This is a genomic window from Acidiferrimicrobium sp. IK (assembly GCF_025499425.1).
In the GTDB taxonomy this organism is placed as follows: Bacteria; Actinomycetota; Acidimicrobiia; order Acidimicrobiales; family Palsa-688; genus Acidiferrimicrobium.
Window position 1 is genome coordinate 99,078 of the sequence record NZ_JAIMCB010000013.1, and the last position, 22,029, is coordinate 121,106.

The following is a 22,029-nucleotide window of genomic DNA, read 5'->3' on the forward strand; positions in this document are numbered from 1 at the left end:
CCGCTCACCGGCTCGTGGTGCCAGAACCCGAGCGGACCAGGCGGGGGGGCTCGCCGGTCGCCGGCGGTCCCTGGAAGCGGACCCGGGGGACGAGCAGGAGGTTCTTCAAGATGGTGTTGCGGGGGATCTTCGAGGCGCCGACCCGGCGGTCCACGAAGACGATCGGAACCTGCTGCACCCGGTTGGTGGTCCGCAGCGCCGAGTACTTCAGCTCGATGAGGAACCCGTACCCCTCCGCCTGCAGCCCGGCGAGGTCCAGCGCCTCGAGCAGGCCGGTCCTGAACAGGTTGAAGCCGCCGGTGTAGTCGGTGATGCGCGACCCGAGGAACAGGCGGGCGTACAGGTTGCCCATCCGGCTGACCAGCCTGCGGTACGCGGTCCAGTCCGGCGTGGCGCCGCCCGGGAGGTAGCGGGACCCGACGACCAGGTCGGCCGTCGCGGCCTGCTGCAGCATCGCCGGGATGTGGCGGGGGTCGTGGGACAAGTCGGCGTCCATCTGGAGCACGAAGTCGAAGCCGCCGCGCTCGAGGAGGTGGCTGAGACCGGCGATGTAGGCCCGGCCGAGCCCGGCCTTCTCCTTCCGGTGCAGCACCTCGATGTTCAGGTGCCGGTGGGCTCCGTCGGCTGCCAGCCCCTCGGCGACCGCGGCGGTCCCGTCCGGGGAGTTGTCGTCGATGACGAGCAGAGTGGCGAGCACGTCGTCGAGCCCGGCCAGCACGTCGTCGAGAGCGGCGACCAGGAGCGGCAGCGACTCCGCTTCGTCGTAGGTCGGCACCGCGATCGCGAGGCGGGTCCGGGGCCTGCCCTCGCTTTCGGTCGTGTCGCTCGACGCAGAGATACCTGGTCCTTCCCTGGCTGCCCGGCGCTGCCGGCGGCCCAGGCCGATGTTGGGCGGAAATCATAGCGGGGTGCCGCTTCGCCCCCCGAGTGGTGCCGCCGACCGGGTCGCGGTCGGGGCCGGCGGGGTTGCGGGCCATCCCCCGGTTCGGGCCGGCCCGTCGCTAGCCTCAGGGTGTGGCGCCGTCACGCAGCGTCGAGCTGGTGGGTCGCGTCCTCGGTGACCGCTACCGCCTGACTCGCCCCATAGGCACAGGTGCGAGCGCGCACGTCTACGCCGCGGACGACATCACCCTGCGCCGGCGGGTCGCGGTCAAGGTCCTCCATCCTGGATTGGCCGGCGACGAGGCGTTCACCAGGCGGTTCCGGGCCGAGGCCCACGCCGCGGCCGGGCTGCGCCACCCCCACATCCTGCAGGTGTACGACTCCGGCGAGGACCAAGGGACGCCGTACCTGGTCATGGAGCTGCTGGAAGGCGGCAGCCTGCGCAGCCTGCTCGACCGAGGCCAGCTGCTCACCCCCTCGCAGGCGGCCCGGGTCGGCGCGGACGTGGCGCGAGCCTTGGACTACGCCCACCGTCACGGGGTGGTGCATCGCGACATCAAGCCGGCCAATCTGCTCTTCGACGACGAAGGCCGAGCCACCGTCGCCGACTTCGGCCTGGCCCGGGCGCTGGCCGCCGCGACGTGGACCGAGCCGATCGGCGGGATCCTCGGAACGGCCCGCTACGCCGCTCCCGAGCAGGTCCGCGACCAGGTGCTCGACGGGCGCGCCGACGTGTACGCCCTGGCCCTGGTGATGGTCGAGGCGGTGACCGGAAGCGTGCCGTTCGCGTCGGACAACACGGTCGGCACGGTGATGGCCCGCCTGGAACGCCCGATCGATCCCGGCACCGGCCTCGGGCCTCTCGCCGAGGTGGTGGCCGCCGCCGGCACCGTCGAGCGCGAAGGGCGCCTGGACGCGGCCGGCATGGCCGACGCGCTGGAAGCCGCCGCGCTGCGCCTCCCGCCGCCGAGCCGCCTGCCCCTCGTCGGCGTTTTCGAGCGCGACGACGTCGAGCGCGACGACGCGCCGACCGCGATCCCGGGCGGGCGCCCCGCCCCTTTCGACATCGAGGCGTTGGAGGGCGCGGCCCGGCCCGCCCCTGGCGCGCCCCCGGCCCCCGCCGGCGCGACCGGCCAGCCCGCCGCCCCGGCCGGAGCGCTGCGGGGCGGGCCCGGCTCGGACCCGGGCGGGGTTGCGCCCGACGACACCGTCGCGCTCGGCGCCAGGCCCGACGACACCGTCGCGCTCGGCGCCAGGCCCGATGACACCGTCGCGCTCGGCGCCAGGCCTGACGACACGGTCGCGCTCGGCGCCAGGCCCGATGACACGGTCGCGCTCGGCGCCAGGCCCGATGACACGGTCGCGCTCGGCGCGGGCACGCCCGCCGCTGTCGCGACGGTCGGCGGGCCCGCCGCCGCTGACGACGACAACGAGGACGGCGGCGACGCCCCCCGGCGGCGCCGGTGGCGCCGGTGGCTGCTGGCGGTGCTGGCGGTGGTGATCCTGGCCGGCGGAGGCGCCGCCGCGTACGAGCTCACCCGCCCCCCGCCGAGCCACCCGGTCCCGGCGCTGGTCCACCTCGACCAGGCCCGCGCCGGCGCGGTACTGGCCCCCCTGCACCTGCACCTGGCGGTCACCGGACGCTCCTACGACCCGGTGGTGCCCGCCGGCGAGATCCTGACCCAGGTCCCCTCGGGCGGAACCCTCCGCGAGGGGTCCACGGTGGGCGTCACGTTGTCGCTCGGACCGCAACCGATCCCGGTCCCCGCCGGGCTGGCCGGCAAGTCCCAGGCCGACGCGACGACCATTCTCACCACCCTCGGGCTGAAGGTCGGGACCGTCACCCAGAGCTACAGCCTGACCGTCCCCGAGGGGCAGGTCATCAGCTCGTCGCCGTCGTCGGGGACCTTGCTGCCCGGCCAGCCCGTCGCCTTGACGGTCTCCGCCGGCAAGCCGTTCGTGACCGTCCCTTCCCTCGACTCGACTTTCACCGCCGCTCAGGCCGCGCTCTCCGCGCTGGGCCTGCCGGCCAGCGAGAACGACCAGTTCAGCGACACGGTGCCCAAGGGCCAGGTCATCGCCTCCTCGCCGGCGGCCGGCACCAAGGTCCGGGTCGGTACCGGCGTCACAGTCGTCGTGTCGAAGGGCCCCGACGTGGTCACCGTCCCGTCGGTGCAAGGAGCCTCGGTAGCGGCCGCCGCCGAGCAGCTCGCCGCCGCCGGGCTGAGCGTGACGGGAGTGTCGGGCAACCCGACCGCGGCGGTCTCGGGGACGTCGCCGGCGGCCGGCACCGTGGTGCACCGCGGCGCCCAGGTGACCATCGTCACCGGTTGAGCGTCACGGCGGAGCCGCCCGGCGAGATGTTTCGGGGCCGCCCGCCGCGTGGGCCCGCCGCCGTCCTACACTTTGAGCACAGGTCGTTTCGGGCGGGGCGGTGAGCTGAGGCAGTGATCCCCAGCCACTGCCGGTGCCGCCGCCCCTCCCGAACCGACCGGACCGGGCGCACCGCGGGGGCGAAGCGGCGGTCTGGCTGAGACGGCGGTCTGGCTACTCGGTGATCTCCTGGATCCGGCGGGCCATCTCGATCGACGCCGGGTCGACCGCCCCGATCACCCCGCTCGATTGCAGCGTGAGCAGCTTGGTGATGTCGCCGTCGACCTTGATCCGCCCGGACATGAACGCCTGCATGGCCGCCTGGGGGTCGCCGTCGACCAGGATCGCCCGGGCGGTCTCGTACTCGACGGTGATGGTCAGATCCGGCGACTCCAGGTGCCCGGTCTCGAGGTCGAGGTCCCCGGAGGTGGTGTCGAGGTGGGCCTCGACGACACCGTCGCCGAAGGGGACCCCCTTGACCACCTGGTTCATTCGGACCGGGACGGGAGGCGCGGGGGCGCGGCCGGCGTACTCGGCTCGGATGCGCCGGGCCTCCTCGACCCACTCGTCGCTCAGGAACGCAAACTTGGCCACTGCACCTCTTTCGCCGGCGACCCCGCGGGCGCCTGCAGGAGACCGCTGGAAATGTCCCGCCGACGGTAGCAAGACCGCCGCCTAGCATGACCGGCCATGGCGACCCCCATTTCCACCGCCGATGTCGCCCACGTCGCCCGCCTGGCCCGCCTGGCGCTGACCGACGAGGAGCTCGAGCAGTTCACCGGGCAGCTGGCCGCCGTGCTGGCCCACGCCGCCGACGTCGAGGCCCTCGACACGACCGGCGTGCCACCAACCGCGCACCCGCTGCCGATCGACAACGTGCTGCGCGACGACGTCGTGGTCCCCTGCGCGGACCGCGAGGAGGTCCTGGCCCAGGCCCCGGCCTCCGAGTCGGGGCGCTTCCGGGTGCCGCGCATCCTCGGGGAGGCACCGTGACCGCCAACCCGGCTCTCGACCTGGCCGCCGCGGTCCGGCGCGGCGAGCGCTCCGCCGTCGACGTGCTCGAGGAGCACCTGGCCCGGGTGGACGCCACCGAGGCGGACGTGCACGCCTTCAACACCGTCCTCGGAGAAAGGGCGCGGGTCGCGGCCGGCGAGGTCGACGCCGCGGTCGCCCGCGGTGAGGACCCGGGCCCGCTCGCCGGGGTGCCCATCGCCCTCAAAGACAACCTGTGCACGCGAGGCATCCCGACCACCTGCTCGTCGCGGATCCTCGAGGGATGGCAGCCTCCGTACGACGCGACGGTCGTGACCCGCGTCGCGGCCGCCGGCGCGGTGGCGGTGGGCAAGACCAACCTCGACGAGTTCGCCATGGGGTCCTCGACGGAGAACTCCGCGTTCGGGCCGACCCGCAACCCCCTCGACCTGTCCCGGGTGCCGGGCGGCTCGTCGGGCGGCAGCGCGGCGGCCGTCGCCGCCGGCTACGCCCCCCTGGCCCTCGGCTCCGACACCGGCGGCTCGATCCGCCAGCCCGCCGCGCTCTGCGGCGTGGTCGGCGTCAAGCCGACATACGGGGTGGTGTCACGCTACGGGCTGGTGGCCTTCGCGTCGTCGCTCGACCAGGTCGGGCCCTTCGCCCGCACCGTCGGCGACGCCGCGCTCCTCTTCGACGTGATCGCCGGTCACGACCCGGCCGACTCGACGTCCCTGCCCGGCGCCGCTCCGGTCGCCTCCGCCCGCCTGGGGGAGGGGGTCGAGGGGCTGCGCGTCGGTTTGGTCACCGAGCTGGTCGGCGCCGAGGGCCTCTCGGCGGAGGTCGTCGCGGGGACCCGCGCCGCGGCCGACGCGCTGGCCGCCGCCGGGGCCAAGGTCGACGAGGTCAGCGTGCCGGCGACGGTCTACGGGCTGTCGGCCTACTACCTGATCGCCCCGGCCGAGGCGTCCTCCAACCTGTCGCGCTACGACGGGGTCCGCTACGGGCACCGCGCCGAGGGGGCCGCCGACATCACCGAGATGTACGTCGCCACCCGCAGCGAGGGGTTCGGGGCCGAGGTCAAACGGCGGATCATGCTCGGCACCTACGCCCTCTCCGCCGGCTACTACGACGCCTACTACGGGCAGGCGCAGCGGGTCCGGACCTTGATCATCCGGGACTTCGACGCCGCCTACCAGTCCTTCGACGTGCTGCTGTCGCCGACCGCGCCCGGCACCGCGTTCCCGCTCGGCGAGAAGACCGCCGACCCGCTGGTCATGTACCTAAACGACGTGTGCACCATCCCGTCCAACCTGGCCGGGCACCCCGCGATGAGCGTGCCGTGGGGCGCCGGCGCCGACGGCCTGCCCCTCGGCGTGCAGATCCTGGCCCCCGCCCTAGGGGAGACCGTCATGTTCCAAGTAGCGGCCGCGCTCGAGGCGATGGCCCCCGCCGGGCCCGGGAGCAGCGCCCGATGACCGCCGCCACGGCGACCGAGTGGGAGACCGTCATCGGCCTCGAGGTGCACACCGAGCTGTGCACCGCCACCAAGCTGTTCTGCGGGTGCGCCAACAACTTCGGCGACCAGCCCAACACCAACGTGTGCCCGGTGTGCCTGGGCCTCCCCGGGTCGCTGCCGGTCCTCAACCGCATGGCCGTCGAGTACGCCATGCGGATCGGCACCGCGCTGCACTGCACGGTGCAATCCTCGCTGTTCCACCGGAAGAACTACTTCTATCCGGACATGCCGAAGGACTACCAGATCAGCCAGTACGACGTGCCGATCAACGCCGACGGCTGGTTGGCGCTGCCCGACGGGCGGCGGGTCGGCATCGAACGGGCCCACATCGAGGAGGACACCGGCAAGAGCACCCACGTCGGTGAGAGCGGGCGGATCCACGGCGCCGACTACAGCCTGGTGGACTACAACCGGGCCGGGGTGCCGCTGGTCGAGATCGTCGGGCGCCCCGACCTGCGCTCCAGCGAGGACGCCCGGGCCTACGTCGATGAGCTGAGGGCGATCCTGGTGGCGACGGGAGCGTCCGACGGCAAGATGGAAGAAGGGTCGCTGCGCGTCGACGCCAACGTGTCGGTCCGCCGGCGGGGCGCCCCCGAGCTGGGCACCCGCTGCGAGATCAAGAACATGAACTCGCTGCGCAGCCTCGGGCGGGCCATCGAGTACGAGGCGGCCCGCCAGATCGCCATCTTGGAGGACGGCGGCACGATCAGCCAGGAGACCCGCCACTGGGACGAGACGCTCGGACGGACCTCCACCATGCGCTCCAAGGAGGAGGCCTACGACTACCGGTACTTCCCGGAGCCCGACCTGGTGCCCATCGCCCCGTCAGCGGAGTGGGTCAAGGCTGTCGCCGATGCCTTGCCGCCGATGCCCGCCGACCGGCGGGCCGCGGTGGCCGAAGCCGCCGGCATGGCCCCCGACGCCGACCCGGTCGTGACCGTCGTCCGCCTCGACCTCGACCCGCTGCTCAACGCCGCGGTGGCGGCCGGGGCCGACGGCGAGCTGGCCGTCAAGCGGCTGGCCAACGAGGTCGCCGCCGGCCTCGAGCAGGCCTCGACCCTCGACCCGCGGGCGTTCGCCGCCGTGGTCGGGATGGAGAGCCGCTCAGAGCTGACCACCGCCCAGGCCCGCACGGTGCTCAAGGAGCTCCTCGAGCACGGCGGCGACCCCGCGGCCATCGCCAAGGCCCACGGCTTCGAGGCGATGGCGGCCGGCGCCCTGTCGGGGGTCATCGACCAGGTGATCGCCGACAACCCGGGGGAGTGGGACCGCTTCGCGGCCGGGGAGGACAAGGTGCAGGGGTTCTTGATCGGCAAGATCAAGGCCGCGACCGGCGGCAACGCGGATTTGAAAGAGGCCAGCGCTTTGCTTCGGGCCCGCCGGGGCTGAGCCGCTCCTCCGGCGGGTCAGCCCCGCCGGAGGAGGCACTCGCCGAGCGTCGAGTACCGGACGATGCAGTAACAGGCCCGCAGGCCGTCCTTCCAGCCGATCTTCTTGCCCTCCGCGTAGGTGCGGCCGCGGTAGGAGATGCCCACCTCGAAGATCCGCCAGCCGCCGCGCGCCAGCTTGGCGGTGATCTCCGGCTCGAAACCGAACCGGTCCTCCTCGATCACCAAGGAGTCGAGAACCTCCCGGCGCATGGCTTTGTAACAGGTCTCCATGTCCGTCAGGTTCAAGTCGGTGAACGCGTTGGACAGCAGCGTCAGAGCCCGGTTGCCGAGCGAATGCCAGAAGTACAAGACCCGGTGCGGTCGCCCGCTTAGGAACCGGGAGCCGTAGACGACATCGGCGTGCCCGCCGAGCAGGGGGCCGAGCAGGTCGCCGTACTCGCCGGGGTCGTATTCCAAGTCGGCGTCTTGGACCACCACGAATTCCGAGCGGGCCTCGGCGAAGCCCCGCCGCAACGCGGCGCCCTTCCCCCGGTTGACGCCCTGGGCTACGACCCGCAGCCGCGGGTCGTGAAGCGAGCGGACCAGTTCGAGGGTGCGGTCGGTGGAGCCGTCGTCGACGACGATGACCTCGGCCACCCACCGCGACGCCAGCACCCGGGCGAGCAGCTCGCTCACCGTGTCCTGCTCGTTGTAGCACGGCACGATCACCGACAGGCAGGCCGCTTCCCCACCTGCGGGCCCGGTCCGGGGGGCGTCATCTGCGTGCGAGATGAGCCGGACTCTAGCGTCGGTGCCCCTACCCGGCGGCCGTCGCGGTGGCGGTCGAGGTCGAGCCGGTGGCCTCGGTCGGGGCCGGCCGGGTCGCGGCGGAAGGAGCGGAGGTAGGCGGCGTCGTTCCCGCCGCGGCGGACGGGCCAGGCGCGCTGGGCGGCGCCGAGGAGCCGGTGGCGCCCGGCACGGTGGTGGATGGCGCCGTGGTGGTGGGGGCGGTGGCCGAGGGCTGACCGGCTGAGGGCGGGGTGGCGGAGGGCGGGGTGGCGGAGGGCGGGATGGCGGAGGGCGGGATGGCGGAGGGCGGGATGGCGGAGGGAGGGGCGCTCGATGGGAGCGTCGTCGAGGGCGCCGTGTCGGGCGGGGGCGACTCGGGGGCGGTGGTGGTCGTGGTCGAGCCCGGCGAGGCGGCCCCGCCCGGCACCGGCGGCACCAGCACGGAGAACGCGACCTCGCCGGAGGTCCCCGACGCGACCCCCGTCACCGTCTGGGTGACCCCACCGGAGGTCGCGGTGCAGGTGATCGTGCCTCCAGGCGCCACCACCCGGACCCGATCCGGGCCGCAGTCCACCATCGGGGCGACCGCCCCCTCGGCGTGGAGCTGCGCGGCCAGCGCCTTGCCGGCCTTCTTGGCGTCGATGACCGCCCGGTTGAGGGTGATGCTGAACCGGCCCGAGCTGTCAGACACCGTGCCGGTCACCGTGATCGCCGACCCGGCGACGGCGGTGGTGCAGTCGAAGTGAGACCCGGGCCGCCCCGACACCCGCGTCGGGCAGCTGACCGCCGGCGCCGGCAAGTCGTAGCGGGATGCCAGCCACGTCGCGATCCGCTGCTGCAGCGACACCGTGTCGAGGGTCTGGTTCGGCACGGCCGAGCAGCTGGCTGCCCCCACGACGATCATGCCCGTCGCGGCCAGAGCGGGAACCCACCCGACACGTCCCACACCGAAAGTGTCGGTCGGGCCGGCCCAGGCTTGAGCAGGCTTCCCCGGATTCGGGGGATTCCCCGGATTCGCCGCCTGCTCCGCCGTCCCTTTGGCGGACCCCGACCGCGCCGGCCGCGCTGCGCCGGGCTCCGACACCGTCACGCCCTATCGTTGGGGACATGCCGATCGATCGCCGTCCCCGCAGCCATGACGTCACCGACGGGTTCGAGCGGGCGCCAGCGCGGGCGATGCTGCGCGCCGTTGGCATGACCGACGGCGACTGGGACAAGCCCCAGATCGGGGTGGCCTCGTCGTGGAACGAGGTCACGCCTTGCAACATGCCCCTCGACCGGCTGGCCAAGCGGGCCAAGGTCGGAGTGCGAGACGCCGGCGGGTTCCCGCTGGAGTTCGTCACCATCGCGGTGTCCGACGGGATCTCCATGGGACATGAGGGCATGCGGGCGTCGCTGGTCAGCCGCGAGGTCATCGCCGACTCGGTCGAGACGGTGATGCACGCGGAGCGTTTCGACGGCCTAGTGACCTTCGCCGGGTGCGACAAGTCGCTGCCCGGCATGCTCATGGCCGCGGCCCGGCTCAACCTCCCCTCGGTGTTCCTCTACGGCGGTTCGATCCTCCCCGGCCGGGGCGCCAAAGGCGAGGCGCTCGACATCACCTCGGTGTTCGAGGCGGTCGGCGCCCGGGCCACCGGCGCCTTGACCGACGAAGAGCTGGCGCTGATCGAGCGCAACGCGTGCCCGACCGAGGGCAGCTGCGCCGGGATGTTCACCGCCAACACCATGGCGTCGGTCTCCGAGGCGCTCGGCATGGCCCTCCCCGGCAGCGCGTCCCCGCCGGCGGTCGACCGCCGCCGCGACGACTACGCCTACGCGTCCGGTCAGGCCGTCGTCCGCCTGCTCGAAGCCGGTATCCGGCCCCGCGACATCCTGACCAAGGAGGCGTTCGAGAACGCCATCGCGGTGACCATGGCCCTCGGAGGTTCCACCAACGCGGTGCTCCACCTCCTGGCCATCGCCCACGAGGCCCGCGTCGAGCTGACCCTCGACGACTTCACCAGGGTCGGCAAGCGCACCCCGCACATCGCCGACACCAAACCCCACGGCCGGTACCACATGGCCGACGTGGACCGCATCGGCGGCGTGCCGGTCGTCATGCGCGAACTGCTCGAAGCCGGGCTCCTCCACGGCGACTGCATGACCGTCACCGGCAAGACCATGGCCGACAACCTCGCCGCGCTGGACCCGCCCGCCCCCGACGGGTCGGTGGTCCATCCGCTGTCGGCGCCGATCCACGTCGACGGGGGCATCGCCATCCTCCACGGGTCCCTGGCGCCGCGGGGCGCGGTGGTCAAGGTGGCGGGCATCGACACCGACCGCTTCGAGGGTCCGGCCCGGGTGTTCGACGGTGAGGACGGGGCGATGGAGGCGATCCTGGCCGGCAGCATCGAGCCGGGCACGGTCCTCGTCATCCGCTACGAAGGCCCCAAGGGCGGCCCCGGCATGCGCGAGATGCTGGCCGTCACCGGCGCCATGAAAGGCGCCGGGCGCGGCGGCGACTGCGCGCTGCTCACCGACGGCCGCTTCAGCGGCGGCACCCACGGGTTCTGCATCGGCCACGTCGCCCCCGAAGCCGTCGACGGCGGCCCCATCGCGTTCGTCGCCGACGGCGACATCGTCACCATCGACGTCGCCGGGCGAACCATCGACGTGGCCATCGACGACGCCGAGCTGCAACGGCGCAAAGCCGAATGGAAGCTGCCCGAACCCCGCTACCGCTCGGGGGTGCTGGCCAAGTTCGCCAAGCTGGTCACCGGCGCCGAGCGAGGCGCGGTCACCGAGCCGTAGCGCCCGGCTCGACGTCCAGTTGCCCACCGCTGGCCGGGGACAACTGGACATTCAACCTCGACGTGTTGCAAGGCCACCGGGCCTGTGGCAAAGTGGCCGGCGTGACCGGCGCACGCCTCATTCTCGTACTCATCACCTGACGCACGCCCGGTTCCTCCGTGCGTGCGTCCAACGACCTCCCAAACGGGAGGTCGTTTTCTTTTGCCCGCACACTCCCCGCCACTCCCGCCCTTTTCTCAGAAGGACCGCCATGAAGCTCACCGGAGCACAAGCGCTCATCAAGAGCCTGGAGATGGAGTCCGTCGAGGTCATCTTCGGCCTCCCCGGCGGCTGCATCCTGCCCGCCTACGACCCGCTGCTCGACTCCCCGATCCGTCACATCCTGGTCCGCCACGAGCAAGGCGCCGGCCACATGGCGGAGGGGTACGCCCACGTCACCGGCCGCCCCGGCGTGGCCATGGTGACCAGCGGCCCGGCGGCCACCAACATGGTCACCCCGCTGTGCGACGCCTACATGGACTCGGTCCCGATGGTGGCCATCACCGGACAGGTCGGTCGCCCGTTCATCGGCACCGACGCCTTCCAGGAGTGCGACACCGTCGGCATCACCCGCTCGGTCACCAAGCACAACGAGCTGGTGATGGACCCCGACGAGCTGCCGCTGATCATCCGCCAGGCGTTCCACCTGGCCACCACCGGCCGCCCCGGCCCGGTGCTCGTCGACGTGCCCAAGGACATCCTCCAAGCCGAGCTCGACTGGTGGTGGCCGACCGACGCCGACCTGGCCGCGTCGCTGCCCGGCTACAAGCCGACCACCAAGGGCCACCCCCGGATGATCAAAGAGGCCGCCCGCCTGATCGCCGCCGCCGAGCGGCCGGTCATCTACGCCGGCGGCGGGATCCTCAAGGCCCGGGCCGCCGAGGCGCTCAAGGAGCTCGCCGAGGCCACCGGCATCCCGGTGGTCACGACCCTCATGGCCCGCGGCGCGTTCCCCGACGACCATCCGCTGTGCCTGGGCATGCCCGGCATGCACGGCAACTACACGGCCATCACCGCGATGCAACAGTCCGACCTTTTGATCGCGCTCGGCACCCGCTTCGACGACCGGGTCACCGGAAGAGTCGGTGCGTTCGCCCCCGACGCCAAGGTCGTCCACGTCGACATCGACCCGGCGGAGCTCAACAAGATCCGCAAGCCCGACGTGCCCATCGTCGGTGACTGCCGCCAGGTCATCACCGAGATCGTCCGGGCCTTGCGCCAGTTGGACGGGGCCGACGACGCTCCCCCGACCCCGGACCGGACCCCGTGGCGTTCCCGGATCTCCGGATGGCAGGAGCGCTACCCGCTGCACTACGACCCGCAGGTCGAGGGCGACGCCCTCAAGCCGCAGATGGTGATGGAGACCCTCCGCGACTCCGCCCCCGAGGAGACCATCCTCGTGTCGGGCGTCGGCCAGCACCAGATGTGGGCCAGCCAGTTCTGGAAGTTCAACCACCCGTACACGTGGGTGAACTCCGGGGGTCTCGGGACCATGGGCTTCTCGGTGCCGGCCGCCATCGGCGCCAAAGTCGGCCGCCCCGACCGCACGGTGTGGGCCGTCGACGGCGACGGCTGCTTCCAGATGACCGCCCAGGAGCTGGCCACCGCGGCCAGCGAGCGGATCCCGGTCAAGGTCGCCATCCTCAACAACGCCTACCTCGGCATGGTCCGCCAGTGGCAGGAGATGTTCTACGAGGAGCGCTACTCGGAGGTGTATCTGTCCCCGGACCTGCCCGACTACGTCAAGTGGGCGGAGGCCATGGGATGCGTCGGCATCCGCGTCGAGCACCCCGAGGAGGTGCAGCCGGCGATCGACAAGGCCAACAGCATCGACGACCGGCCGGTCGTCATCGACTTCCGGACCGACGCCAGCGAGAAGGTCTTCCCGATGGTCCCCGCCGGGGCGTCCAACGACGAGGTCGTCGTGCACCCGTCGCAGGCCCCCGGCGGCGAGCGGGTGGTGCAGTGATGGCCGGGCGCGCCACCCACCAGACGCTGTCGGTCCTCGTCGAGAACCGCTCCGGGGTCCTGGCCCGGGTCAGCTCCCTGTTCGCCCGGCGGGGCTACAACATCATCTCCCTCGCGGTGGCCCCGACCGACGACCCGGCGTTCTCCCGCATCACCATCGTCATCGACATCGAGACCACCTCCGTCGAGCAGATCACCAAGCAGCTCTTCAAGCTGGTCAACGTGGTCAAGATCACAGAGCTGGACCCCGCCGACAGCGTGGAGCGGGAACTGCTGCTCGCCACGGTCAACGCGGCCGGCGACAACCGCAGCCAGGTCGTCGAGCTGGTCGACTTGTTCAACGGCAAGATCGAGGACGTCGGCTACGACACCCTCACCGTCATGCTGGCCGGTGAACCGGCCAGACTCGACGACCTCGAGGAACTTCTGCGACCCTACGGGATCACCGATTTGCAGCGCACCGGACGGGTGGCGCTGCCCCGACTGGAGCGACAGGCCCCGCGCCTGCGCAACGTGACAGGAAAGGCGAGCTGATATGGCCGCGACCGTGTACTACGACAAAGACGCCGACCCCGGCCTGATCAAGGGCCGCAAGGTGGCGATCATCGGCTACGGCTCGCAGGGCCACGCCCACGCCCTGAACCTGCGCGACTCGGGGGTGGAGGTCATCGTCGCTCTCCGCCCCGGTTCGCGCTCCGCGGCCAAGGCCGAAGCCGCCGGCCTGCGGGTGGCCACCATGGCCGACGCCGCCGCGGAGGCCGACGTGATCATGAACCTGGCCCCCGACACCGACCAGCAGGCCATCCACGAGGAGCACATCGCCCCCCACCTGAAGGCCGGCGACGCGTTGTTCTTCGCTCACGGCTTCAACGTCCGCTTCGGGCTGATCCAAGCCCCCGAAGGCGTCGACGTAGCGATGGTCGCCCCGAAGGGCCCCGGCCACCTGGTACGGCGCACCTACGAGGGCGGCGGCGGCGTGCCGTCGCTGATCGCGGTGGCCCAGGACGCTTCCGGCCACGCCCGGGACCTGGCCCTGTCCTACGCGTACGCCATCGGCGGCACCCGAGCCGGGGTGCTCGAGACCACGTTCTCGGAGGAGACCGAAACCGACCTCTTCGGCGAGCAGGTCGTGCTCTGCGGCGGGCTCACCGCCCTCATCCAGGCCGGGTTCGAGACCCTGGTAGACGCCGGCTACGCCCCCGAGTCGGCGTACTTCGAGTGCCTCCACGAGGTGAAGCTGATCGTCGACTTGATCTACGAACAGGGCATCTCCGGGATGCGCTACTCGATCTCGACCACCGCCGAGTACGGCGACTTGACCCGCGGGCCGCGCATCGTGAGCGACGGCGTCAAGGCCGAGATGAAGAAGATCCTCGACGAGATCCGCTCCGGCGCGTTCGCCGACGAGTGGATCAACGAGTACCGCTCCGGCGGGCACCGCTTCAACGCGCTGCGCAAGGAAGGCGAGGAGCATCCCATCGAGGTAGTCGGCGCCCAGCTGCGCAGCATGATGCCGTTCATCAACGCCGGCGGCGGGCGGGTCCAGGACGTCTCCGGCGGCTGAGCCTCCCGGCCCGGCGCTCCCGCCGCCCGCCCGGCCCGACCGCCGGTTCCGGTAGACAGCGGGAGTGCGCTACTTCGAAGACTTCCCCGAAGGCCAGGTAATCGACCTCGGCACCAAGACGGTGACCGAGGCCGAGATCCTGGCCTTCGCGCGTCAGTTCGACCCCCAGCCGTTCCACACCGACCCGGCCGCGGCGGCCGCGTCGCCTTTCGGCGGGCTGATCGCCAGCGGCTGGCACACCGCGGCGATGATCATGCGCCTCTACGTAGACGCCATGCTCTCCGACGCCGACTCCCAAGGGTCGCCGGGCATCGAAGCCCTGCGCTGGCTGCGCCCGGTGCGCCCGGGCGACACCCTCCGGGCCGTGGTCCGCGTCGCCTCGGCCACACCGTCCGCGACCCGCCCCGATCGGGGGACGCTCGTGTTGGACTGGGAGGTCACCAACCAGTCCGGCGAGACGGTGATGACCATGTCGGGGCGGGGCCTGTTCGGCCGGCGGCCTGACTGAACGCCTGCCGCGGGCCACGCAGGCCCGGCGCCTGGGCGGCGCGGCGGCATCAAAGTAGGTTTGGCCACCATGGCCGCCATCGCCGAGGAAACCTCGTTCGACCAAGCGTCGGCGATCACCCTCGCCGACCTGCGCCGGGCCCGGCGCCGGCGCCGCACCGAGGACTTCGACGTCGCCGAGGCGGTCTACCGGGTGTACATCACCGCGGTCGTGCTCGGCATCGCCGTGTGGGTCCTCTCCGGCGTCGTCGGCGACCAGCGGCTGGGAGCCGCGACCGCCGCCAAGGCCGCCTCCCGCGGCCCGCAGGTCGTCGGGGCGGTCATCGGTCTCGGCTTCGCGGTCGGGCTGCGCTCCGGGGGGCGGGGCGGCCCGCTGGTAATCGAGGCCGCCGACGTGCGCCACGTGCTGCTCTCACCGGTCGCCAGGGCCGTCGCTCTCCGCCGCCCGGCCCTCCGTCAGCTGCGCTTCGGGGCCGCCGCCGGCGCCGGCGCCGGGGCCCTCGCCGGGCTGCTGGCCTACCGCCGCCTCCCCGGAGGGTTCCCGGCGTGGCTGGCGTGCGGGGCGCTCGTCGGCGGGCTGGCCGTGCCGACCGGGCTGGGGTTGGCGATGATGGTGTCGGGGCGGCGCGTCGGGCGCATCGGCGGCGCCGCGCTGGGCGCCGCGGTCGCGGCGTGGTCCGCGGTGGACCTGGCGGCCCACACCACCACATCGCCGGCCACGTTCCTCGGCGACGTCGCCCTCTGGCCGCTCAAGTTCCGCCTGGTCGGGCTCGCCGGCGTCGCCGTCGGCGCGGTCGCGATGAGCGCCGGGCTGGCGTCGGTCGCCGGCGTCTCCATCGAGGCCGCCGAGCGGCGAGCCAGCCTGGTCGGCCAGATCCGCTTCGCTGCGACGCTTCGCGATCTGCGCACCGTGGTCGTCCTGCGCCGCCAGCTGTCCCAGGAGCAGCCCCGCCAGACGCCGTGGTTCCGGGTGCCCCGCAGCCTGGCCTACCCGCTCCAGCGCGGGCCGGCCGCCGGTCAGGCCCGCCGGTTCCCGGTGTGGCGGCGGGGCTGGCACGGCATCGCCCGCTTCCCCGGCGTCCGGTTCTTGCGGATGGCCGTTCTCGGCGCGGTGGCCGGCGCGTGCAGCGTCGCGGTCTACCGGGGCACCACACCGCTGTTCCTCGTCGCCGGCGGCGCGATGTACGTCGCGGGGCTCGACGCCATCGAGCCGATGGCCCAGGAGGTCGACCACCCCGACCGGTGGGAGTCCTACACCGGGGAGCGGGGGATCCTGCTGCTGCGCCAAGCCGGCCCGTCGATCGTGGTCATGGTGGCCGTCGCCGTGGTCGGGGTGGCCACCGCCGTGGCGGTCACCGGCGGCGCCGCGCTGGCCTGGAAGATCGGGCTGGTGGTGGCGCTGCCCGCCGCCCTGGCCGGTGTCGGGGGGGCGACGATCAGCGTCGTGCAGGGCGCGCCGGCCGCGTTCTCCAGCACCGACGCCATGCTGCCCCCCGAAGCGGCCGGAGCCCGGGCCATCGCCCGGATCGTGGTCCCGCCGGCGGTCGCGGTGATCGGCTTCGTCCCGGTGCTGGTCGCCCGCCACCCGTCCAAAGGCATCAGCTCGGTCGGCGCCGCGGCCGGCGTCGTGGCCCCGGTCCTGCTCGTCGTCGCCTTGGTGGGGTTGTGGGTCCGCTACCGGGACGCGGCCCGGGCCTGGTTCAAGGCCGCGATGGAGGAAGCCAACACCGCCCGCAAACCGCCCGCCCGCCCGGCGGGCGGCCACTAGGCCCGGCCCGGCCGTCGGGCGGTAGCATCGAGCCCTCAATGGCCACCCCCAACCAGCCCCACGCCCTGGCCACCAGCGGCCTGACCAAGGCCTACGGCGACCTGGTGGCGCTGGAGCCGGTCGACCTGGTCGTCCCCGACGGGCAGCGCCTGGTGCTCGTCGGCCACAACGGGTCGGGCAAGACCACCCTTTTGCGCATGGCCGCCGGCCTGCTCGAACCGAGCGACGGCAGCGTGGAGATCTTCGGCGCACCCGCCGGCAGCGACGACGCCCGCGCCGCGCTGTCCTACCTGCCGGACAGCCCGGTGCTCTACGACGACCTGTCGGTCCTCGAGCACATCGAGTACACCTGCCGGCTCCACGACGCCGAGGACTGGGAGGACCGGGCCGTGGGGCTGCTCACCGACCTCGGGCTGACCGAACGGGCCGACGACCTGCCGTCGCGTTTCTCGCGCGGCCTGCGCCAGAAAACCGCCATCGTGCTGGCGCTGATCCGCCCCTTCGGGCTGCTCCTCGTCGACGAGCCCTTCGTCGGCCTCGACCCGCCCGGGCGCGACGCGTTCATCGAGTTGATGGACGACGCCGCCGCCGCCGGTGCCACCGTCGTCGTGGCCACCCACCAGATGGAGTACGTGGCCAAGGTCGACCGGTGCGTGGCGCTGCGCGACGGGGCGGTGGTCTACGACGGGCCGCCCGGCGACGTCGACGTGCTCACCCTGGTCGGCTGAGCCTCCCGGGTCGCCGCCTGAGGCTCCTGCTCGTCAGCTCAACGCGGTGACGACGTGGTCGATGCAGGCGGTCAACGCCTCCACGTCGGAGGGGTCGACGGCGGGGAACATCCCGACCCGCACCTGGTTGCGGCCCAGCTTGCGGTACGACTCGGTGTCGACCACCCCGTTGGCCCGCAGCACCGCGCTCACCGTGAGCGCGTCCACCCCCTCGAGGTCGATGGTCCCCACCACCGGCGAGCGCTCGTCGGGTTTGGCCACGAACGGCGCCGCGTACGCCGACGACTCGGCCCAGCGGTAGAGGATCTCGGCGGAGCGGTCGCAGCGGCCGGCCGACCACTCCAAGCCGCCGCCGGCGAGCATCCACTCCAACTGGTCGACCATCAGCACCAGCGTCGCCAACGCCGGCGTGTTGTAGGTCTGGTCCAACGCGCTCTGCGCCACCGCTATCGACAGGTCCAGCGACGCCGGCACCCACCGCCCCGACGCCGCGATCCGAGCCACCCGCTCCAACGCGGCCGGCGACAGCGCCGCCACCCACAGCCCGCCGTCGGACGCGAACCCCTTCTGCGGCGCGAAGTAGTAGACGTCGACCTGCTCGGGGTCGAAGCGGACCCCGCCCGCTGCGCTCGTCGCGTCGACCGCGACCAGCGCGCCGTCGTCGGCGCCTTCGGGACGACGCAGATCGGTGACCACCCCGGTGGAGGTCTCGTTGTGGGTGAGGGCGTAGAGGTCGACGCCGGCCTCCGCCCGCGGCGCGCCGGCGGTTCCGGCCGGGACCTCGATGACGTCGGGCCGCTCCAGGTGGGGGGCGGCGGACGCCGCGGCCGCGAACTTGGAGGAGAACTCCCCGAAGCTGACGTGCTGGCTGCGCCGCTCGATCAGCCCGAACGTGGCGACGTCCCAAAACAGTGTCGACCCGCCGTTGCCGAGCACCACCTGATACCCGTCGGGCAGCGCGAACAGCTCCGACAGCCCGTCGCGCAGCCGGCGGACCAGCGCCCGGACCGGGGCCTGGCGGTGCGACGTCCCGAGCAGCGTGGTACCGAGCGACGCCAGCACCGCCACCGCGTCGGGCCTGACCTTGGACGGACCCGAGCCGAAGCGGCCGTCAGCGGGCAGCAAGACAGGGGGAATGCGGATATCGGTCGGGACTGCGCCGGTCACTGTGCCAGCATGGCAGCAATGGCCCGCATCTCACAGCGCATAGGTTCCATCGCCGAGTCCGCCACGCTGGCGGTCGACTCGAAGGCGAAAGCCCTCAAGGCCGCCGGCGAGGACGTCATCGGGTTCGGGGCCGGGGAGCCGGACTTCCCGACCCCCGAGCACATCGTCGAGGCCGCGGTAGCGGCCTGCCGGGACCCGAAGAACCACAAGTACAGCCCGGCGGGGGGCCTGCCGGAGCTCAAGGCCGCGATCGCGGCGAAGACCACCCGCGACTCCGGCTACACCGTGGCCCCCAGCCAGGTCCTCGTCACCAACGGCGGCAAGCAGGCCGTCGAAGAGGCGTTCGCCACCCTGCTCGACCCCGGCGACGAGGTCATCGTGCCAGCCCCGTACTGGACCACCTACCCGGAGGCCATCCACCTCGCCGGCGGCGTCACCGTCGCGGTGCCCACCACCATCGAGAGCGGCTTCCGGGTCACCGTCGAACAGCTGGAGGCGGCCCGCACCCCCCGCACCAAGGTGCTGCTGTTCGTGTCGCCGTCCAACCCGACCGGCGCGGTCTACCCGCCCGAGCAGGTGGAGGCCATCGGCCGCTGGGCGGTGGAGCACGGCGTGTGGGTCCTCACCGACGAGATCTACGAGCACCTGGTGTACGGAAACGCCGAGTTCTCCTCCATGCCGGCGCTGGTGCCCGAGCTGGCCGACACCTGCGTGGTCGTCAACGGCGTCGCCAAGACCTACGCCATGACCGGGTGGCGCGTCGGCTGGCTGCTCGGCCCCGCCGACGTGGTCAAGGCCGCGACCAACTTGCAGTCCCACGCCACCTCCAACGTGGCCAACGTGTCGCAGGTCGCGGCGCTCGCCGCGGTCACCGGACCCCTCGACTGCGTGGTCGAGATGCGCGCCGCGTACGACCGGCGCCGCAAGCTCATCTTGAGCATGCTCAACGACATCCCCGGGGTGCGCTGCGCCGAGCCGGAGGGGGCGTTCTACGCCTACCCCGACATGTCCGGCGCGCTGGGCCGCCCGCTCAACGGCCGGGTGGCGTCCGACACCCTCGAGCTGGCCGCGATCGTGCTCGAGGAGGCCAAGGTGGCGTTCGTGCCGGGCGAGGCGTTCGGGTCTCCCGGCTACGGGCGTTTCTCCTACGCCCTCGCCGACGACGTCATGGTGGAGGGGATCACCCGGGTGGCCAAGCTGCTCGGCTGATCCGGCGTCACCCCAGGCGCTCGAGCAGCTCCCCCGCGGCGGCCCACCCCGACAGGGCCGCGCCCTCGACGCGGGCCTCGCCGAAGGCGTCCCCGGCGCAGACCACCGGGTGAGGGCCTCCGACCGCGACCAGGAACCGGTCTGGGTGGGTGACGGTGGGCTGGGCGTAGCGCCACCGGACGAGCTGCGCCTCGATCACCCGGGACGGGCCCAGCCACCCGGCGCCGGCGGCCAGCAGCGCCGAAAGCGTCGCGTCGGGTGGCTCCTCCCACCGGGCGGTGGACTCCGGGCCCGACGCGTGGAGGGTTACCGCCGGAACGTCCGACACCCCTTTGGCCAGGTTGTCCCCGACCCAGCGGATCGGGCCCTCGTCGAGCTGCACGCCGCCGGGCGCCGGCACCGCCGACGGGCCTTCGATGGTCACCAGGGCGGCCATGGTCGGGTCGTATCGGATGGCGCCGAGCGCCTCGGCGCTCTCTGCCGGGAGGGGGACGGTGCCGGCCGCCAGGAGGGCTAGCGCTTGGGGGGCCGGGGCGGTGACCAACACGGCGCGGCTGCTGGCAGCGCTCCCCGCTCCGGCCTTCTCCGCGCCCGTCGGCCCTGGTCCTGTGTCCCCCGGTCCTGTGTCCCCCGGTCCTGTGCCCTCCGGTGTAGTGATGGCTCCCCGGGTGTCCCCGCCCCCGTCCCCGGCGAGGCGGCGGGTGGCCACCGCCCACCCGGCGCTGATCGGGGTGAGCCCGCCTACCGCGGTGCCCACCCGGACGTCGACGCCGCCGGCCAGGTCCTTGGCTAGCGCGGTCATGCCCGCTGCGCCGACGTAGCGAGGGTGGCCGTCGGGGGGCTGGCGGAAGCCCCGGCACCACTCCCTGGCCACCCCGGCCTCCAGCCACCGGTCCACCTGCGCCCGGAACCGGTCGCTGCGGGCGGTGAAGAACTGCGCCCCGTGGTCCACCCTGGCGCCGCCCACCCGCCGGGTGGCCAGGCGGCCGCCGACCCCCCGCCCCTTGTCGAGCACGATCACCGACAGCCCCTCGTCCTGCAGGCGGCGGGCGGCGGTCAGGCCGGCGATGCCGGCCCCGACCACGATGACGTCAGTGAGGGGCACCCTTCGGGTCTACCCGCACCGGGCCGGTACCCGGTGGGGCGCCGGTCAGTGCTTGGCCCGCCGGAACCCGCTCCGCTCCGCGTCCTCCGCGGAGCGGTAGCAGCGGTCAGGAGTGGTGCGCTCGTAGAGGGCCATCCCCGGGAGGTGGTAGATCCGGCTGCGCTGCTTGGCCTTGACCGGGTACCCGTCCGGGCAGCGGCCATCGACCGGGTCCGCTCCGCCGTCGTAGTCCGGCTCCGCGCCGCCGCCAGCGCCGGGCTCTGCGCCGCCGTCGGAGGTCGGCTCTGCCGCGCGGGCCGCCTCGGCCAGCACGGGCGGGGGCGAGCCGGCCGCGGGCGACGCAGGCGCAGGCGGGGACGGGGGCGCGGACGCGGGATCCTGCGGCACCGGGGGCCACGGTGTGGCCGGGGCGATCTCTTCCGGCGGCGAGGTCCACAGCCGCCACCACCGCTGCGACGACCAGAGCAAGCCGCCTAGTACGGCCAGCACCACCAGCCGGCGCAGCGCACGTCGCATCCGCCACACGGTACTGCGACTGGTGCTCAACGCAGCCGGTGCCCGCCGAGCGGCCCGCCGGCACACCAAGGGGAGAAAGGCCGCAGGCCCCGCCCAGACCCGCTCGGTGCGGGTTGAGGGCCGGCCAGTGCGACGGGAGGCCCGGTCAGCGAGCGCTCAGGCCGAGGTAGGCATCCACGCCGGGCGGCCACCCTCGAAGCGGTCGATGTCGTCTCGGTGGCGCAGCGTCAGGCCGATGTCGTCGAGGCCTTCGAGGAGGCGGTGCTGGATGAACGGGTCGAGGGGGAAGCTCGCCTCGATCCCCGCGCCCGGCGCCGAGAGGGTCCGCCGCTCGACGTCGATGGTGATGTCGAGCGCCGGGTCGGCGAGCACCGCCCGCATGAGCGCGCCGGCGGCCTCGGCGTCGAGCTGGACCGGGAGCAGCCCGGACTTGGTGGCGTTGTTACGGAAGATGTCACCGAAGCGGGGCGCCACCACCGCCTGGAAGCCGTAGTCCATCAACGCCCACACCGCGTGCTCACGCGACGAGCCCACCCCGAAGTTGGGTCCGGCGACGAGGATCACCGCGCCGGCGTACTCCGGCTTGTTGAGCACGAAGTCGCGGTCGTCGCGCCACTCCCCGAACAGCCCCTGGCCGAAGCCGGTGCGCTCGACCCGCTTGAGCCAGTCGCTGGGGATGATCTGATCGGTGTCGACGTCGCTGCGGTCGAGCGGGACGGCGGTACCGGAAACGATGCGAACGGGTTGCACGGGAAAGCTCCTGCAG

Annotated in this window: 20 protein-coding genes; 12 read left to right on the plus strand and 8 right to left on the minus strand. The window is 73.0% G+C overall.

Going from position 1 to position 22,029, the window contains the following annotated elements:
• Positions 1 to 4: 4 nt before the first annotated feature.
• Positions 5 to 775: a polyprenol monophosphomannose synthase gene (locus K6U06_RS19270; RefSeq protein WP_410051096.1), complete on the minus strand. Its 771-nt coding sequence runs from the start codon at positions 773 to 775 to the stop codon at positions 5 to 7.
• Between the two features lie 239 nt (positions 776 to 1,014).
• Here K6U06_RS19270 and K6U06_RS19275 point away from each other — a divergent pair, with 239 nt between their 5' ends.
• Positions 1,015 to 3,216: a Stk1 family PASTA domain-containing Ser/Thr kinase gene (locus K6U06_RS19275; RefSeq protein WP_262323597.1), complete on the plus strand. Its 2,202-nt coding sequence runs from the start codon at positions 1,015 to 1,017 to the stop codon at positions 3,214 to 3,216.
• A gap of 213 nt (positions 3,217 to 3,429) precedes the next feature.
• Here K6U06_RS19275 and K6U06_RS19280 read toward each other — a convergent pair whose 3' ends face one another.
• A complete protein-coding gene (locus tag K6U06_RS19280) occupies positions 3,430 to 3,849 on the minus strand; it encodes an SCP2 sterol-binding domain-containing protein (RefSeq protein ID WP_262323598.1) in 420 nt (139 codons plus the stop codon).
• 96 nt (positions 3,850 to 3,945) lie between these two features.
• On the opposite strand from K6U06_RS19280, the gene gatC reads away from it, so the two are divergent.
• From gatC to gatB, 3 genes are read left to right on the plus strand one after another with little or no spacing between them, the layout of a single operon-like run.
• Complete coding sequence (gatC, locus tag K6U06_RS19285; protein WP_262323599.1) at positions 3,946 to 4,248, plus strand: Asp-tRNA(Asn)/Glu-tRNA(Gln) amidotransferase subunit GatC; 303 nt, start codon at positions 3,946 to 3,948, stop codon at positions 4,246 to 4,248.
• Positions 4,245 to 5,702, plus strand: coding sequence for an Asp-tRNA(Asn)/Glu-tRNA(Gln) amidotransferase subunit GatA (gatA, locus tag K6U06_RS19290; protein WP_262323600.1), 1,458 nt, complete (start codon positions 4,245 to 4,247; stop codon positions 5,700 to 5,702). The genes gatC and gatA overlap by 4 nt, the downstream gene beginning before the upstream one ends.
• Positions 5,699 to 7,132 (plus strand): Asp-tRNA(Asn)/Glu-tRNA(Gln) amidotransferase subunit GatB, encoded by a 1,434-nt coding sequence (gatB, locus tag K6U06_RS19295; protein ID WP_262323601.1) that lies wholly within the window; start codon positions 5,699 to 5,701, stop codon positions 7,130 to 7,132. Before gatA ends, gatB begins: the two co-directional genes overlap by 4 nt.
• Before the next feature lie 17 nt (positions 7,133 to 7,149).
• On the opposite strand, the gene K6U06_RS19300 is transcribed toward gatB, so the two are convergent.
• Together K6U06_RS19300 and K6U06_RS19305 are read right to left on the minus strand one after the other, a co-directional pair.
• Entirely contained in the window at positions 7,150 to 7,848 is a 699-nt protein-coding gene (locus K6U06_RS19300; RefSeq protein ID WP_410051103.1) for a glycosyltransferase family 2 protein, read from the minus strand.
• 82 nt (positions 7,849 to 7,930) lie between these two features.
• Entirely contained in the window at positions 7,931 to 8,848 is a 918-nt protein-coding gene (locus tag K6U06_RS19305) for a DUF4333 domain-containing protein (RefSeq protein ID WP_262323603.1), read from the minus strand.
• A gap of 161 nt (positions 8,849 to 9,009) precedes the next feature.
• Here K6U06_RS19305 and ilvD point away from each other — a divergent pair, with 161 nt between their 5' ends.
• From ilvD to K6U06_RS19340, 7 genes are all read left to right on the plus strand, one after another.
• On the plus strand, positions 9,010 to 10,692 hold the full coding sequence (gene ilvD, locus K6U06_RS19310; RefSeq protein ID WP_262323604.1) for a dihydroxy-acid dehydratase: 1,683 nt from the start codon (positions 9,010 to 9,012) through the stop codon (positions 10,690 to 10,692).
• A 250-nt stretch (positions 10,693 to 10,942) separates the two neighbouring features.
• On the plus strand, positions 10,943 to 12,700 hold the full coding sequence (locus K6U06_RS19315) for an acetolactate synthase large subunit (protein WP_262323605.1): 1,758 nt from the start codon (positions 10,943 to 10,945) through the stop codon (positions 12,698 to 12,700).
• Positions 12,700 to 13,233: an acetolactate synthase small subunit gene (gene ilvN / locus K6U06_RS19320; RefSeq protein WP_262323633.1), complete on the plus strand. Its 534-nt coding sequence runs from the start codon at positions 12,700 to 12,702 to the stop codon at positions 13,231 to 13,233. Before K6U06_RS19315 ends, ilvN begins: the two co-directional genes overlap by 1 nt.
• Before the next feature lies 1 nt (position 13,234).
• Positions 13,235 to 14,263, plus strand: coding sequence for a ketol-acid reductoisomerase (gene ilvC / locus K6U06_RS19325; protein ID WP_262323606.1), 1,029 nt, complete (start codon positions 13,235 to 13,237; stop codon positions 14,261 to 14,263).
• 64 nt (positions 14,264 to 14,327) lie between these two features.
• Positions 14,328 to 14,771, plus strand: a complete 444-nt coding sequence (locus K6U06_RS19330; RefSeq protein WP_262323607.1) for a MaoC family dehydratase — start codon at positions 14,328 to 14,330, stop codon at positions 14,769 to 14,771.
• Between the two features lie 69 nt (positions 14,772 to 14,840).
• Positions 14,841 to 16,538, plus strand: coding sequence for a hypothetical protein (locus K6U06_RS19335; RefSeq protein ID WP_262323608.1), 1,698 nt, complete (start codon positions 14,841 to 14,843; stop codon positions 16,536 to 16,538).
• A gap of 38 nt (positions 16,539 to 16,576) precedes the next feature.
• The gene (locus K6U06_RS19340; RefSeq protein WP_262323609.1) at positions 16,577 to 17,266 is read left to right on the plus strand and encodes an ABC transporter ATP-binding protein; all 690 of its coding nucleotides are present in this window, start codon (positions 16,577 to 16,579) and stop codon (positions 17,264 to 17,266) included.
• A 33-nt stretch (positions 17,267 to 17,299) separates the two neighbouring features.
• On the opposite strand, the gene serC is transcribed toward K6U06_RS19340, so the two are convergent.
• The gene (gene serC, locus K6U06_RS19345) at positions 17,300 to 18,433 is read right to left on the minus strand and encodes a phosphoserine transaminase (RefSeq protein ID WP_262323610.1); all 1,134 of its coding nucleotides are present in this window, start codon (positions 18,431 to 18,433) and stop codon (positions 17,300 to 17,302) included.
• A gap of 18 nt (positions 18,434 to 18,451) precedes the next feature.
• On the opposite strand from serC, the gene K6U06_RS19350 reads away from it, so the two are divergent.
• Positions 18,452 to 19,642 carry a pyridoxal phosphate-dependent aminotransferase gene (locus tag K6U06_RS19350; RefSeq protein WP_262323611.1) on the plus strand — a complete coding sequence of 397 codons (1,191 nt, stop codon included), beginning with the start codon at positions 18,452 to 18,454 and terminating at the stop codon, positions 19,640 to 19,642.
• A gap of 7 nt (positions 19,643 to 19,649) precedes the next feature.
• Here K6U06_RS19350 and K6U06_RS19355 read toward each other — a convergent pair whose 3' ends face one another.
• The 3 genes from K6U06_RS19355 to leuD all read right to left on the minus strand — a co-directional run bounded on the left by K6U06_RS19355 (position 19,650) and on the right by leuD (position 22,013).
• Positions 19,650 to 20,747, minus strand: a complete 1,098-nt coding sequence (locus K6U06_RS19355) for an NAD(P)/FAD-dependent oxidoreductase (protein ID WP_262323612.1) — start codon at positions 20,745 to 20,747, stop codon at positions 19,650 to 19,652.
• Positions 20,748 to 20,792: 45 nt separating this feature from the next.
• A complete protein-coding gene (locus K6U06_RS19360; RefSeq protein ID WP_262323613.1) occupies positions 20,793 to 21,263 on the minus strand; it encodes a hypothetical protein in 471 nt (156 codons plus the stop codon).
• Between the two features lie 156 nt (positions 21,264 to 21,419).
• On the minus strand, positions 21,420 to 22,013 hold the full coding sequence (gene leuD, locus K6U06_RS19365; protein ID WP_262323614.1) for a 3-isopropylmalate dehydratase small subunit: 594 nt from the start codon (positions 22,011 to 22,013) through the stop codon (positions 21,420 to 21,422).
• Between the last annotated feature and the right edge of the window lie 16 nt (positions 22,014 to 22,029).

Excerpts from the sequence above, each read along its gene's own strand:
- ilvC (WP_262323606.1), top strand. The coding sequence starts at position 13,235 with ATGGCCGCGACCGTGTACTACGACAAAGACGCCGACCCCGGCCTGATC.
- ilvN (WP_262323633.1), top strand. The coding sequence starts at position 12,700 with ATGGCCGGGCGCGCCACCCACCAGACGCTGTCGGTCCTCGTCGAGAAC.
- K6U06_RS19340 (WP_262323609.1), top strand. The coding sequence starts at position 16,577 with ATGGCCACCCCCAACCAGCCCCACGCCCTGGCCACCAGCGGCCTGACC.
- K6U06_RS19335 (WP_262323608.1), top strand. The coding sequence starts at position 14,841 with ATGGCCGCCATCGCCGAGGAAACCTCGTTCGACCAAGCGTCGGCGATC.
- gatC (WP_262323599.1), top strand. The coding sequence starts at position 3,946 with ATGGCGACCCCCATTTCCACCGCCGATGTCGCCCACGTCGCCCGCCTG.
- ilvD (WP_262323604.1), top strand. The coding sequence starts at position 9,010 with ATGCCGATCGATCGCCGTCCCCGCAGCCATGACGTCACCGACGGGTTC.
- K6U06_RS19350 (WP_262323611.1), top strand. The coding sequence starts at position 18,452 with ATGGCCCGCATCTCACAGCGCATAGGTTCCATCGCCGAGTCCGCCACG.
- gatB (WP_262323601.1), top strand. The coding sequence starts at position 5,699 with ATGACCGCCGCCACGGCGACCGAGTGGGAGACCGTCATCGGCCTCGAG.
- K6U06_RS19360 (WP_262323613.1), bottom strand. The coding sequence starts at position 21,263 with ATGCGACGTGCGCTGCGCCGGCTGGTGGTGCTGGCCGTACTAGGCGGC.
- K6U06_RS19315 (WP_262323605.1), top strand. The coding sequence starts at position 10,943 with ATGAAGCTCACCGGAGCACAAGCGCTCATCAAGAGCCTGGAGATGGAG.